The sequence below is a fragment of the Marinomonas polaris DSM 16579 genome (assembly GCF_900129155.1).
In the GTDB taxonomy this organism is placed as follows: Bacteria; Pseudomonadota; Gammaproteobacteria; order Pseudomonadales; family Marinomonadaceae; genus Marinomonas; species Marinomonas polaris.
The window spans coordinates 211975-226088 of record NZ_FQVF01000008.1 but is presented as its reverse complement, the minus strand read 5'-3'; the positions used below and the strand labels follow the sequence as shown (position 1 = coordinate 226088).

Sequence of the window (14114 nt, the reverse complement as noted above, 5' to 3'; positions counted from 1 at the left end):
GAATTCAGAAAACGGCCGTTATGATGTGTATACTTTACTCATCGTTCTACGAGTTACCCCAAAGGAAGTTAATGGACACCCAACCAAAAACCAAGGCTATCGCTGCTTTCATACGTAAAAAACTCAGTGCGTCAGCCATTACCGTTGCCACCTTTATCTCGCTTATGATTCTCACTGTGTGCATTTTTTGGTACACAATGACCCATGCGCTAGGCAACTATTTATCTCAACAAACTGAAGTATTAGGCAGTAGCTTAGCAACTCAGGCTGCATTCAATGCCACGCAGTCCATCTTAAACAACGATTTATTAAGCTTAAATGTGTTACTCAATCGTCTAGTGGTTGATGACAATATTTTGAGTGCTCGAGTATTTAACAAAAAAGACGAACTACTGGCAGAAGCGGACAGTGGTAATTCTGGGATGCAATCTGAGCAAGATTTTCGGCCAAGTGATACTCGAAGAGTATATAGTTCAAGCATAAAATTCAGAGACGAGATCGTTGGTCATGTACTAATTACGCTAGACAAAACACCTGCTCAGGCTACATTACAACACCTAAACAATCTGTTAATTGGCGTAGCTATATTTACTTGTACCATTGCGTTATTGCTGATCATCTTAATCACAAAATGGCTTTTTGCGCCGATCAACGATGCCTCTTCTGCTCTCATTAATTATAGTAAAGGACGAAAACCAACCGAATTACCAAAACCCATATATAAAGAAGCAAAGGCGCTATTCCAAGCGATTGAAAAAATCCAATCCATAGAACGCCCTAAAGAAGAAATAGAAAAGCCAATCGAGGCAGAAGAAGAAAGTGCCTCACAAGTTGCAAAGCCTCAATTTGAAATAAACTTTGATGCCATCTTTGAAGAATCCAGACAGCGTAGCTGTGTTCTCTATTTTGACATTCTTAATTTAGATGAGTGGCACAAAGATATGACACCGCTCAAAGTAGCTAATTTATTAACGCCAATCTATCGAGCGATATTTCAAGCAAGCGAAGTCTACTTAGGTCAAGTTCATCAATACGAAAATGACTCAGCGATCGTACTTTTCAGCGCACACAATTGTGAAGATAATTTATATATTAATGCAGTTAGTACAGCACAGCTATTCTTAGGATTGGTTGATAAATTACTGGAAAATGAACTCTATACCGACATCCCTAAACTAAACTTTCATTTAGGATTACATCAAGGTAATACCCAAGTTACCAACATGGTAAAAGAGAATCGCTTTGAGCCAGATCGAATCGAAACACTTTTGACGAGCATTCATCAGTTAAGTGAGTCTGAAAGTATTAACAAACTGGTAATCAGTGATGATATTTTTACCTTATCGCACATACAAAATCGCGTATTCACTGGCCTTCCAGAAGTGATTGATGATAATGGCAAAGAAATATTAGCTTATGAAGTAAAAGGCATGTCAGATAAATACAAACAACAAATCCATAAGCATATTCTTGAGATCGCTAGCCCAGAAGAGCAAGAAGACAATGCTTTATAAGCTTACCAAAACCTGAACATAAAAAACCCGCTTTCATGCGGGTCTTTTTTGTTCAAATTATGTGTTAATCATCAAACCGAATCACATCATCTAATGACAAACCTTCTTTATCCATAATTAAACGCAGTTTTCGTAATGCCTCGACTTGAATCTGACGAACACGCTCACGCGTTAAACCAATTTCAGCGCCAACATGCTCTAATGTGCTGGCTTCATGTCCTCGCAGACCAAAACGACGTGTAATGACCTCACACTGCTTTTCGCTCAACTCATCAAGCCAAAGTTCGATACTATTTAAAACATCTCCATCTTGACGATCCGCTTCTGGCCCCTGATGAAGAGTATCTGCTAAAATTTCAACCAAACTCTTATCATTATTATCCCCTCCGAATGTTGCATCAATTGAGCTAACCTTTTCATTCAGGCCAAGCATCTTTTGTACATCTTCTACAGGACAATCTAGCATTTCTGCAATTTCTTCAGCACTAGGCTCATGATCTAACTTTTGTGTCAGTTCACGAGCTGCGCGCAAATATACGTTAAGCTCTTTTACTACATGAATCGGCAAGCGAATGGTTCTTGTCTGATTCATGATCGCACGTTCGATGGTTTGCCGTATCCACCAAGTAGCATAAGTTGAAAACCGAAATCCACGCTCTGGGTCAAATTTCTCCACCGCTCTAATCAAGCCAAGATTGCCTTCTTCGATTAAATCCAACAGAGATAAACCTCGATTAAGGTAACGTCGAGATATCTTAACAACCAAACGTAAATTACTTTCTATCATGCGCTTACGCGCTTTTTGATCACCCTTTAGAGAAAGGCGAGAAAAATATACTTCTTCCTCGGCAGTAAGCAGTGGAGAAAAACCGATCTCACTTAAATACAACTGAGTAACATCAAGGTTACGACTAGAATCAGCGTCGGCATAACGAGCACTTACAGCCGACTCAAACTCTTCATCAACCAATTCCTCGTCAACAAGCACATCTCCAATGAGCTCATCATCCAGTGTATCAAGGTCAAAATCTCCAATATTCGAAACCTTAGCTGCTTCTTTATCCATATTTGCAAACTTCATGTCCCCTCCTTAAAACGCTAATTTCGCTTAATTCATTTTGGGCAAAACATCTAACGGGTCAATAGGCTGACCATCTCGACGAACCTCAAAGTGAAGTAGTGGCCTATCATCTCCCTTGCCACCGATAACAGCAAGAGAATCACCTGCTCGAACATTTTGCTTTTCTTTTACCAATATTCTTTCGTTGTAAGCATAAGCACTAAGATATACATCGTTGTGCTTCACGATAACAAGATTGCCATAACCAATAAGACCGCTGCCTGCATAAACAACCGTTCCATCAGCAGCCGCTTTTACCAATGCTCCTTGCTCAGCCTTTATATCTATACCTTTACTACTAACGCCAGCGTTTGAAAACCCCCTAGTGACCTGTCCATCAACAGGCCAAGACCAACTACCCGATATTTTTTCGTCTTTCGTATCATTTTTAGACAATTTTTCAGACACTTTGACAGAAACAATCGGATCAGATTTAGAGGGTATATTTTTCGTATTTGATACAATTAAAGGGATAGAAGATGTCGAATTATTAGCGACTGAAGGAGGCGTATTTTGGACGCCAATTAGACGGATTTTTTGCTTAGGATAAATGGTATAAGGGGAATCAATATGATTCGATTTAGCAAGTTCGCGATAGTCTAACCCATAGCGGAAAGCAATAGAGAACAAGGTTTCACCGCTCTGGACACGGTGAACACCAGAGGAAGGAATAGAAGATACACTGGCATTATTTGAGGCGTAAGTTCGATTGTTTTTTGCCGAATAATGCAACAGTTCATAAGAGCATCCCGACAATAAAAAGCACAACAAAACAAGCCGACTTATTAACCAAGCTAGCGATGAACAATCATGACTTTTAAGGACGCAACGGAAGATAATTCTTTACCCCAATATCCGATTTAAATTAATTATTACTATTTGTCGATTTTCGTAAAAATATGTAAGAAATAAGAATCACACTCAAAAAACCTATAAAAACAAACACAACTGGAAGTAAAAAATCAGTCGGCCAATAATAATTGAGGAGCTCCCAAGGCAACACAAGATGCTCTTCTAACGGCAGTTTTTTATCACCTATAACACTCCAAGTATCCGTCACCTTCCAAGGCCATACTTTAACTAGAGCTCCCAGCATAACACCTGTAAGAAATGACAAAGTCATGGACCTTACATGATTGAGCAAATAATGAAGAACTTTAGAAAAGGTTAACAATCCAATCAAAGCACCCGCTGCAAAAACCAAAATAACAGCAAGATCCATACTTTTAACTGCCGAAAGAATAAATCCGTACATTCCAAGCATCAGCAGTAAAAAACTCCCTGAAATACCTGGCAAAATCATCGCACAAATTGCAATCATGCCCGAGCAAAAAACCATGGTGTAAGACGTATTTAACTGAGTTGGAACAAGCAAGGACAAGCTAGCACCAACAGCTACACCAACCATAAGCCCACCAAAATGCCGCCAAGAAAATCCAGATATCTGACTAATTAAGAAATAAGCTGACGCTAAGATCAGCCCAAAAAAGAAACTCCACAAATAGCTCGGATAAACAACTAAAAGATGTGTAATCAAGCCTGCAAGCATAAAAATACTGGTGACAACACCCGCACCCAATGATAATAAAAAAGCACCATCAAAATGCTTCCATAAGCCTTTTAAATCACCTTTAAACAACATAATCAAACTGGCTTTATTCACACCGCTTAATGCATTAATAAGTCGATCATAAACACCTAAAATAAAAGCAATCGTCCCACCAGAAACACCAGGGACAACATCTGCGGCGCCCATTAGCACACCACTCAAATACACTCTAAGCCATTTAGGCATGTTCCATTCCTTCTAATAAGGGCACAAAATACGCAGGTTCTGTCCCTAGACATTTCCAACGATCACCTTCTTTACGCCAACAGCCTATCTGTGGGCTAGGATGATCAATCGGCATAATCAAAATACCTTGCTGTTTCAGACAATCCGTCAAGGCTAACGGAATTTTACTTGCCATTGCGGTAATAATAACGGCATCCATCTCAACTTTATTAGGCCATCCAGTTTGCCCATCACCAAATAAGTACTCAACATTCCTGACTCCCATCAACGACAAACGCCTCTTCGCTTGTAAATAAAGCGGTTCGTGACGCTCGACGGTATGAACTTTATTAAAAAAATGCGACAAAATTCGAGTCTGATAACCCGATCCGGTACCAATTTCCAACACGCGACCAAGCCGAGAATGCGCCAAAAGCCATTCGGTCATCCTGGCTACGGTAAGCGGCTGACTAATGGTTTGATTACGACCGATAGGAAGTGGTGTTGCTGAATAAGCCAAATGCGAAAACGCAGGCTCTACAAACTCATGACGAGGAATAGAGCCCATCAGGGCCAATAGTTCTTCATGGGTAATCCCATGTTTTCTAAGCTGATCAACCATCTTAGAAGCTTTGGGCTCCGTATGTGAAACTAACCAGTTGAGATCGTGCAGGCTCATAGCGTTATTGTGTCTGTCCATTTTGTAAGAGGAGATTTTGCTTCATAACAAGTCATATCCGTATGAATTGGCGTAATAGAAACATAGCCCTTATTCACAGCACAAAAGTCTGTTCCCTCCGACACATCATGAGGCTCAGACAAAGCACCAATCCAAAAGCTTGGAATGCCTTTAGGGTGTTGAGCTGAAATAGGCGCTTGTGCCTTATGGCGATAACCAAGACGTGTCACCTGTATCCCTTTGAGCTCGCTATATGGGACATCAGGGACATTGATATTCAATAAGATACCAGCAGGCAACTCAAGAGTATGTGAATCCTTCAAAAGCTGCATTATAACTTTTGCTGCAGTATCAAAATGCTGATTCCCAACTAAGGACACTGCTAACGCGGGGCGCCCTAAATGACGAGCTTCCATAGCAGCAGCAACCGTGCCGGAATAAATAACATCGTCACCCAAATTGGCTCCGTGATTAATTCCAGAGACAACCAAGTCCACATCGCCATCAATTACTCCTGACAATGCCAGATTGACACAATCTGTCGGCGTACCGTCAACACGATATTGCCCCTCTACAACCTTAACCGGCTGTATAGGGCGAGACAAGGTCAAAGAGTTACTAGCGCCACTACGATTACGATCTGGCGCCACCACTAAAATGGCGTACTCTCGCTGTAAATATTTAGCTAGCGTCTGTATACCAAGCGCATCAAGACCATCATCATTAGCGATCAATATTCTCATGGTATTTCTCTGCAGACTTATCCGTATAATCTATCATTTCACGCAACAGACTGGTCGCAAAACACCCTTTTGGTAAGGAAAATTCAACGATCAATTGCGCATTTCCTTCTTTCTCTCTTAGCAATTCCCACGCCATATTCATCGGCACAAGGCGCGCCAACCGGCTATCTCTAGAAAGATCAAAGGCAATCAAAGCATCAACCAAGTCCATACTTTCCGCCAAAGAGTCTTTCATTACTCGCTCGCGCTGATGGCCGGTGCCAGCCTCCCAACCCTCACTAATCATAGGTAAAACGGGGCTTATACTGCCTCGCATCACGCTTAAGTGCATCAAAGCACCTACTTCTTTTACACGGAACTGCTCATCTTTATGCTGAAACTGAGCGATATCACCATCACATAAACGCATCCACATACCATTTTCAACTTGATCGCTTAATGCTTCATTGAAACACCAAGAACGAATAGCCGATAACCAAAAGGATTCTGTCTTTGATAATTTGCGGCGACTTTGCCGCCCTTTTAGAACAAAGTCCTTGCCGTAGTGCAAATTATTACCGTTTATCCCAAAACGTTGAGGACCATAATAATTGGGTACACCACCTTGTTTTATCAGATTCAAACGCCCTTCTAGCTCGTCTAGATCACCATTAACGTCACGAAGTCGGATAACAAAGCGATTCGCTAAATGCGCGCCAGTGCGAAGCTTTTTCGAATGGCGTAACTGCGCAATCACTCGAACACTTTCCGGCTCTCTAAACGCTTCCTGAATAGTTGATAAATCAGGTTCTTGATTCAATACATGTAAACAGAACCACTGACGCGTACAAGCATGACGATCTTTCACACCACTGTAAGTCACTTTATTCGGAGCAATGCCGACAATTTGAGCCAAGCGTTTAGCAAGGAAATCAGTATTCACCCCTTCCTTTTCAATGAACACAAAGCAAAATTCACCTTTGCCATCAGGCTCAAAACCTAACTGCTCTTCGACGTAAAAGTCTTGTACATGGGTTTTCAAATCCCCAGTAACAATTGGCTTAGACCAAGCATATCGCCATTCGGTATTCATACATTACCTTGATTAAAAAGAGACTGATTAAAAAGAGCTTAATTAAAATTAGCTTGTGTAAAAATAAGCGCAACAGCTTCTACAGCGATACCCTCTTTTCGACCGGTAAAGCCAAGCTTTTCCGTCGTCGTTGCTTTCACATTCACGACACTGATATCTACTGCCAAATCTTCGGCTATATTTGCTCGCATAGCATCAATATAAGGACGCATTTTGGGTGCTTCAGCAATAATGGTGATATCAATATTACCCACATTAAAACCAAGGGCCTGTATTTCCTGATAAGCACGCTTTAATAAAATTCGACTATCTGCACCAGCAAAAGCAGCATCCGTATCAGGAAAATGCTTTCCTATATCGCCCAAAGCGGCGGCACCTAACAAGGCATCGGTCAAAGCGTGCAATGCGACATCACCATCAGAATGGGCAATCAAGCCCTGAGAGTAAGGGATAGAAACGCCACCAATAACAATATGATCGCCTTCACCAAATTTATGAACATCAAAACCATGGCCAATACGAAAAGGCATCATGATAGTTACTCCTGTGCTATGAATTGCACTTACTGTTTGAATCTAAAATATAAGAAAAAAGCGCCTCAGCAATCAGCAGGTCTTCGGGTAAGGTTATTTTAATATTGCTACTTTCCCCGATAACAAGATCTGGATGCCAACCTGAAAACTCCATCGCAGAGCATTCATCTGTCACCACAACACCATACGCTTGTGCTTGCTGCAATGCGTCTAATAACGCTTGGGCAGGAAATTTCTGTGGCGTCTGCGCCAACCAGATAGTACCTCTGTCAAGCGTAGCATCAACCAATGGCTGACCTAAAACTTGAAGCTTCACAGTATCTTTCGCTGGCATTGCCAACAACGCACCTTGATCAGAGGTATGGTGAATAATTCGATTCAGTGCAGCTTGGCTTAACAGAGGACGCGCGGCATCATGAACCAAAACATCTTGCTGCATTACATCTACTGTATCCAATAAATAACGCAGGCCTTTCTGTACGGTATCACAGCGTTCTTTGCCACCAACAAACATATGAACTAAATCGTGTTGCTGCCATTTCGAGTCAGACCAATAGGCATCATTCTCCCCCACACCAACGAGCACACCAGCAATAAGCGGATGCGAAATGAAAATATCTATAGTGCGATCTAGAATGGTCTGTCCGGCAAGAGGTAAATATTGTTTTGGGCAATTCGCTTGCATACGCTGGCCAACACCTGCGGCAGGAATAATAACCCACAAAGGCTTTATCATTTTTTATTCACCATGCGATAAAACACTTCACCATCTTTTATATACTGAAGTTCGCTACGAACATGCTCCTCTACAGCCTCTTCTCCAAGGCGGAGATCATGCACTTGCGCTCTAAGGGCTTGATTACGGTGCTTCAGTCGTAAGTTAATACGCTCTTGATAGGCGATCTGCTTTGCTAGTTCTTCTTGTCGCTTAACGCCCTGCTCACCAAAATACAAATGATAAGATTGATAGCCCACGGCACAGACAAAGAAGAAAATTAACAAACGTGCCATATAACACCCTCAACATCTAAAAAAACATATCCCTCATTATCAAAGGAATCGAAGCAAAAAAAAATAAAAAAAGGGAGAACCAAGTTCTCCCTTTATTAAATCAGGCGATATTAAGCCTGACCTTTGATCTCAGAACGACCTTTATAAGGTGCTTTGCCACCTAATTGCTCTTCAATACGTAGTAATTGGTTGTACTTAGCAACACGGTCAGAACGGCATAGAGAACCCGTTTTAATTTGACCAGCCGCTGTACCAACTGCAAGATCTGCAATAGTCGCGTCTTCTGTTTCACCAGAACGGTGAGAGATAACAACTGTAAAACCAGCGTCTTTTGCCATTTTAATAGCGGCCAACGTCTCAGTTAACGAACCGATTTGGTTAAACTTGATTAAGATTGAGTTTGCAATACCGTTATCGATACCACGCTTCAAAATCTTGGTGTTAGTAACGAACAGATCATCACCCACTAATTGGATTTTATCACCCATTAGTTTGGTTTGATGTGCGAAACCATCCCAGTCAGACTCGTCAAGACCATCTTCGATAGAAACAATTGGATATTGCTTAGTAAGGTCTTGCAGGAAGAAGTTAAACTCTTCTGACGTGTATTTTTTGCCTTCACCTTTAAGGTTGTAGATATTTGCTTCTTTGTCGTAAAACTCAGAGGCAGCACAATCCATCGCCAAAGTTATGTCTTTACCTAGCTCGTAGCCTGCTGCTGCAACCGCTTCTTTGATAACAGCCAATGCTTCAGCATTAGATGACAAATCAGGCGCAAAACCACCCTCATCACCAACCGCAGTGCTTAAGCCGCGATCGCTCAATACTTTTTTGAGTGCATGGAAGATTTCAGCACCGTAACGCAAAGCTTCACGGAAGTTTGGCGCACCAACTGGTTGAATCATGAACTCTTGAATATCAACGTTGTTGTCAGCGTGCTCACCACCATTGATGATGTTCATCATAGGTACTGGCATTGAGTAAACGCCTGGTGTGCCATTGATGTCTGCAATGTGAGCGTATAATGGAACTTTCTTAGAAATCGCTGCCGCTTTCGCCGCTGCCAAAGAAACCGCCAAAATAGCGTTAGCACCAAAAGTAGATTTGTTTTCTGTACCATCAAGATCAATCATAATGTGATCAAGTTCAGCTTGAGCAAGGGCATCTTTGCCGATCAAAGCGTCACGGATTGGACCGTTAACCGCTGCAACCGCTTTTAATACGCCTTTGCCTAGGTAACGACTTTTGTCGCCATCACGCAATTCTAAAGCTTCACGAGAACCGGTAGAGGCACCAGACGGTGCGCACGCTGAACCTACGGAGCCGTCTGCCAAAAAAACATCAGCTTCAACGGTAGGATTACCACGAGAATCTAAAACTTCTCTGGCTTTAATATCAACGATTTGACTCATAACAAACCTCTTAAAATAAATGAAAAATCACAAACTGCCAGTTTGATCTACTTATTTTTCTTTTCCTGCATATTTCAATGCCGCATGTACAAAGGCACTGAACAGGCCGTGTCCATATCTAGGTGTTGAAGTAAATTCTGGATGGAACTGACAAGCAACAAACCAAGGATGATCAGCAATTTCGATCATCTCTACTAAGGAATTGTCTTCTGAACGACCTGAAATCGTCAAACCTGCTGCTTCCAACGCATCAACATAAAAGTTGTTTACTTCATAACGATGGCGATGACGCTCTTTAATGACTGCTTTACCGTAAGCGTCAAAGGCTTTTGTGCCTTCAGTAAGATTACAGTTCTGCGCGCCAAGACGCATAGTGCCACCTAGATCGGATTCCTCTGACCGGATTTCTTTGGAACCCTCTGCATTAGTCCATTCTGTAATCAGACCAACAACTGGGTTCTCTGCTTTTAAATTAAACTCGGTGCTGTGTGCACCGGCTAAATTTGCCACATTACGAGCAAATTCGATTACCGCTACTTGCATACCCAAACAAATACCTAAGTAAGGTACTTTATTTTCACGAGCATACTGAGCCGTCAATATCTTACCTTCAACACCGCGCTCACCGAAACCACCAGGAACGAGAATTGCGTCCATTCCTTTTAGTACTTCCGTACCTTTTTCTTCAATACTTTCAGAGTCGATGTAGTGCAATTTCACTTTTGTACGAGCATGAATACCAGCGTGATCCATTGCTTCAATCAACGACTTATACGCATCCAACAACTCCATGTATTTACCAACCATGGCGATATTGATTTGCTTCTCAGGGTTCAATTTAGCCTGAGTTACTTTGTTCCAGATATCTAGATTTGGCATATCGCAATCTAGATTGAAATATTCAACGATCAGGCTATCTAACCCTTGGTCATTCAACATCTGTGGAATACGATAAATAGTATCGGCATCAGGAAGAGAGATAACCGCACGTTCTTCAACGCTAGTAAACAAAGCAATTTTCTTACGCTCTGGCGCTTCAATAGACACTTCAGAACGACAGATAAGAATGTCAGGTTGAATACCGATAGAGCGAAGCTCCTTTACGGAATGCTGAGTAGGCTTGGTTTTGGTTTCGCCAGCAGTACGAATATAAGGAACCAAAGTCAAATGCATGAATAATGCGCGACGTGGGCCCAATTCTACTTTTAATTGGCGAATAGCTTCTAAGAAAGGTTGTGATTCAATATCACCAACGGTACCGCCGATTTCAACCAAAGCAACATCTGCGCCTTCAGCACCAGAGATAACGCGGCGTTTGATTTCATCTGTAATATGTGGAATTACTTGAACGGTTCCACCAAGGTATTCACCACGACGCTCTTTTTTAAGAACATGTTGATAAACACGACCACTGGTAAAGTTATTGCGTTTGCCCATTTTAGTGGAGATGAAACGCTCGTAGTGACCAAGATCTAGATCAGTTTCAGCGCCGTCTTCTGTGACATATACTTCGCCGTGCTGGAAAGGACTCATGGTGCCTGGATCCACGTTGATGTATGGATCTAGCTTTAGCATGGTGACTTTTAGACCACGAGATTCAAGGATTGCGGCCAAAGATGCTGCTGCCAAACCTTTACCAAGAGATGAAACTACACCACCTGTAACGAAAATATATCGTGTCGCCATGAGTGTTTAACCCGCCTTAAAATATAAAAAAATGAGATTTGAAAGCACATAACAATATACCTTCAGGACGGGGGAAAATAATAACATCGGAAGGCATTTCACTCAATGTAAAACACAGTTGTTTTACATTGAGTGAAAGATCTATACCAAGAGAGCTTTGAACAAAGCTAAGAAAGAAGAGGCCAGTTAAAGCAGAACTATAAGTCTAACTCTAAGACTGGGGTTTTAGAGCGAGAACAGCAAGGCATAATCAACTTGCCTTGAGCATGTTCTTTATCCGTTAAAAAGACATCTCTGTGATCAGGAACGCCATCTATAACACCTGTTTGACAGGTACCACATACGCCAGATTCGCAAGACACAGCAAGAAAAATACCGTTTTCATCTAAAGCCTCAAAAATACTTTGATCGACTCCAACATCAAAGATCTCGCCAGTACTGTGGATTTTGACTTTAAATGCGGTATTTTCACTTACATTTTCATCGAGTATCGGCGCTGCAAAGAACTCTCGGTGCAAACGGTCTTCAGGCCAACCTAACATTTTTGCTTGCAATAACACGTAATCAATAAAGCTTGCAGGGCCACAAATATACAATTCAGAATCGTTCGCGTGACGAGACAAAACACTCACCACGTCCATTTGACTAGATCCTGCCACTTCACTGTAGTGAAACTGCATTTTATCAGCAAAAGAAGCACTTTCTAATGCCGATGAAAACGCCGCCGTCTCAGGAGACCTCGCACAATAATGAAATTCAAAAGACAATCCCATTTTTTGTAACTGTTGCGCCATTGGCAATATCGGTGTTACACCAATACCACCAGCAATCAAGACACTATGGCGCGTTGTATCCATCAAAGGAAAGTGATTCTTAGGCGTGCTAATCAACAGAGTATCACCAATCTTCAAGCGATGTACCTCTGCCGAACCACCTCTTGATTGCGGATCTTTTAATACAGCAATTTCATAATACTGCGCTTCCGGCTGTATACGACACAATGAATATTGGCGAATCAAACCACTGGGCAAATGAAGATCAATATGCGCCCCAGCGTCAAAACTAGGCAAATCTGAGCCATCCTCAGAACCCAATACCAGCCGAACCACACCTTGTGCTTCGGTAACAACGTTTCTTACCACTACCGGAATCATCTGGCTCTCCTAACCTGTTGTTTTTTTTTAAAACTAGGGCTTAACTTATATAATGCCCTAGCTGGCATCGATTAAGTTAAAATGACGCAGTTTGAAGCGGTGCATTCGCCTGAGATGGTGACGCCTTAGGTTGCTCTTTGGCTGCCAGCTCTTTACTGATAAGTCGATCAATCACTCGTCTTGACTGAACGCCACCAGCATCAATATCAAGCTTCAATAAATCATAGTCTGGAAAAGCCAATAAGTTTTGCTGTTGACGCTCAAGCACGTCCAAATCTTCAGCAAAAATTTTGCCCTGCCCTTCACGAATAGTATCGGTTAATGCCTGATCTTCTGGTTTGAAATTACGTGCCATACCCCAGAAATACCAAATAGAAGTTTCAGTTTCAGGTGTAATGAAATCAACTACAGTGCTGCTGGCTTTTTTATCCGCAGGCGCATCAAACCCACCATTTCCAGCATGAGCAACGCCAACATCAATCATCACATGAGAAGGCGGACTGAAACGACAAATCTGCCAACGATCCACTAAAACGTCGTCAGCCAAACCATTACCTCGTAGCGCCGATTGCCAAAATGGTGGCGCCATAATGTTTTCCATAAAACGGCTGGTAATGACCTTATCGCCATCCACCGTAGTTGAGACAGGAGACTCATCGATTTCTTTCTGACCAATACTGCCAGCATGCACATAAGTCTCATGGGTCAAATCCATCAGGTTATCGACCATCAAACGATAATCGCAGTTGATATGATACAAGCCACCGCCATAAGCCCACTCATGGTTTACCGCCCATTCTAAATGAGGAATCAAAGCTTTATCTGCTTGAGATTGATCGCCCGGCCACACCCAAATAAAACCATAGCGCTCTTCAACCGCATAGGACTTCATGCAAGGAAAGCCTTTTACACGCTGCAATGGCATTTCTTTAGTTTTGCCATCAGCACCCATTTTTAAACCATGGTAACCACAAACCAAAAGACCTTCTTCGACATAGCCTAAAGACAAAGCAGCTCCGCGGTGTGGACAAAAATCCAATACCGCAGCAATTTCGTTATCGTGGGAACGGTAAAAAGCGATGCTTTCACCGCAAATTTTACGACCAAGAGGTTTGCTGCCCGCAACCTCTTCAGACATAGCTGCGACATACCACGTATTTTTAGGGAAAGTTTGCTGACTCATTGAAATTCTCCTGCTTTTATTTTTATTCATTGGATCCAATATAGACAAAATAAATCAAAAAACAATATAGCTATGCATTAATTGGATCCATTTAATACATAATGAATAATAGTCTCTACCCTAAGCAATTGATAAATAAAAGCTTCCCCATTGGATCCAATTATTCCTTTTTCACCCATATTTACGTTATGATTATTTTTTACGAAAAACGCTGAGGCAAGAGCAATGAGTAC

Annotated in this window: 14 protein-coding genes; 1 reads left to right on the top strand and 13 read right to left on the bottom strand. The window is 41.9% G+C overall.

Going from position 1 to position 14114, the window contains the following annotated elements; genetic code table 11:
* Positions 1-71: 71 nt before the first annotated feature.
* Complete coding sequence (locus BUA59_RS10575) at positions 72-1514, top strand: AhpA/YtjB family protein (protein WP_072839668.1); 1443 nt, start codon at positions 72-74, stop codon at positions 1512-1514.
* Positions 1515-1578: 64 nt separating this feature from the next.
* Here the strand turns inward: BUA59_RS10575 and rpoS are convergent, their stop codons facing one another.
* The 13 genes from rpoS to BUA59_RS10510 all read right to left on the bottom strand — a co-directional run bounded on the left by rpoS (position 1579) and on the right by BUA59_RS10510 (position 13881).
* Positions 1579-2595 carry an RNA polymerase sigma factor RpoS gene (gene rpoS, locus BUA59_RS10570; protein ID WP_072839667.1) on the bottom strand — a complete coding sequence of 339 codons (1017 nt, stop codon included), beginning with the start codon at positions 2593-2595 and terminating at the stop codon, positions 1579-1581.
* A 27-nt stretch (positions 2596-2622) separates the two neighbouring features.
* Complete coding sequence (locus BUA59_RS10565; RefSeq protein ID WP_245813127.1) at positions 2623-3390, bottom strand: peptidoglycan DD-metalloendopeptidase family protein; 768 nt, start codon at positions 3388-3390, stop codon at positions 2623-2625.
* A 109-nt stretch (positions 3391-3499) separates the two neighbouring features.
* The gene (locus BUA59_RS10560) at positions 3500-4429 is read right to left on the bottom strand and encodes a DUF368 domain-containing protein (protein ID WP_072839665.1); all 930 of its coding nucleotides are present in this window, start codon (positions 4427-4429) and stop codon (positions 3500-3502) included.
* Positions 4422-5087 (bottom strand): protein-L-isoaspartate(D-aspartate) O-methyltransferase, encoded by a 666-nt coding sequence (locus BUA59_RS10555; RefSeq protein WP_072839664.1) that lies wholly within the window; start codon positions 5085-5087, stop codon positions 4422-4424. Before BUA59_RS10555 ends, BUA59_RS10560 begins: the two co-directional genes overlap by 8 nt.
* The gene (gene surE, locus BUA59_RS10550; protein ID WP_072839663.1) at positions 5084-5830 is read right to left on the bottom strand and encodes a 5'/3'-nucleotidase SurE; all 747 of its coding nucleotides are present in this window, start codon (positions 5828-5830) and stop codon (positions 5084-5086) included. Before surE ends, BUA59_RS10555 begins: the two co-directional genes overlap by 4 nt.
* Positions 5811-6902, bottom strand: coding sequence for a tRNA pseudouridine(13) synthase TruD (gene truD, locus BUA59_RS10545; RefSeq protein ID WP_072839662.1), 1092 nt, complete (start codon positions 6900-6902; stop codon positions 5811-5813). The genes surE and truD overlap by 20 nt, the downstream gene beginning before the upstream one ends.
* Positions 6903-6940: 38 nt before the next feature.
* Positions 6941-7435, bottom strand: coding sequence for a 2-C-methyl-D-erythritol 2,4-cyclodiphosphate synthase (ispF, locus tag BUA59_RS10540; RefSeq protein ID WP_072839661.1), 495 nt, complete (start codon positions 7433-7435; stop codon positions 6941-6943).
* Between the two features lie 16 nt (positions 7436-7451).
* Positions 7452-8171: a 2-C-methyl-D-erythritol 4-phosphate cytidylyltransferase gene (gene ispD / locus BUA59_RS10535; protein WP_072839660.1), complete on the bottom strand. Its 720-nt coding sequence runs from the start codon at positions 8169-8171 to the stop codon at positions 7452-7454.
* The gene (locus BUA59_RS10530) at positions 8168-8446 is read right to left on the bottom strand and encodes a septum formation initiator family protein (RefSeq protein ID WP_012069014.1); all 279 of its coding nucleotides are present in this window, start codon (positions 8444-8446) and stop codon (positions 8168-8170) included. Before BUA59_RS10530 ends, ispD begins: the two co-directional genes overlap by 4 nt.
* A 110-nt stretch (positions 8447-8556) precedes the next feature.
* The gene (eno, locus tag BUA59_RS10525; protein ID WP_072839659.1) at positions 8557-9858 is read right to left on the bottom strand and encodes a phosphopyruvate hydratase; all 1302 of its coding nucleotides are present in this window, start codon (positions 9856-9858) and stop codon (positions 8557-8559) included.
* 51 nt (positions 9859-9909) lie between these two features.
* Positions 9910-11544: a CTP synthase gene (locus BUA59_RS10520; protein WP_072839658.1), complete on the bottom strand. Its 1635-nt coding sequence runs from the start codon at positions 11542-11544 to the stop codon at positions 9910-9912.
* Between the two features lie 197 nt (positions 11545-11741).
* A complete protein-coding gene (locus tag BUA59_RS10515) occupies positions 11742-12698 on the bottom strand; it encodes a PDR/VanB family oxidoreductase (RefSeq protein WP_072839657.1) in 957 nt (318 codons plus the stop codon).
* Between the two features lie 76 nt (positions 12699-12774).
* Positions 12775-13881 carry an aromatic ring-hydroxylating dioxygenase subunit alpha gene (locus BUA59_RS10510; protein ID WP_072839656.1) on the bottom strand — a complete coding sequence of 369 codons (1107 nt, stop codon included), beginning with the start codon at positions 13879-13881 and terminating at the stop codon, positions 12775-12777.
* Between the last annotated feature and the right edge of the window lie 233 nt (positions 13882-14114).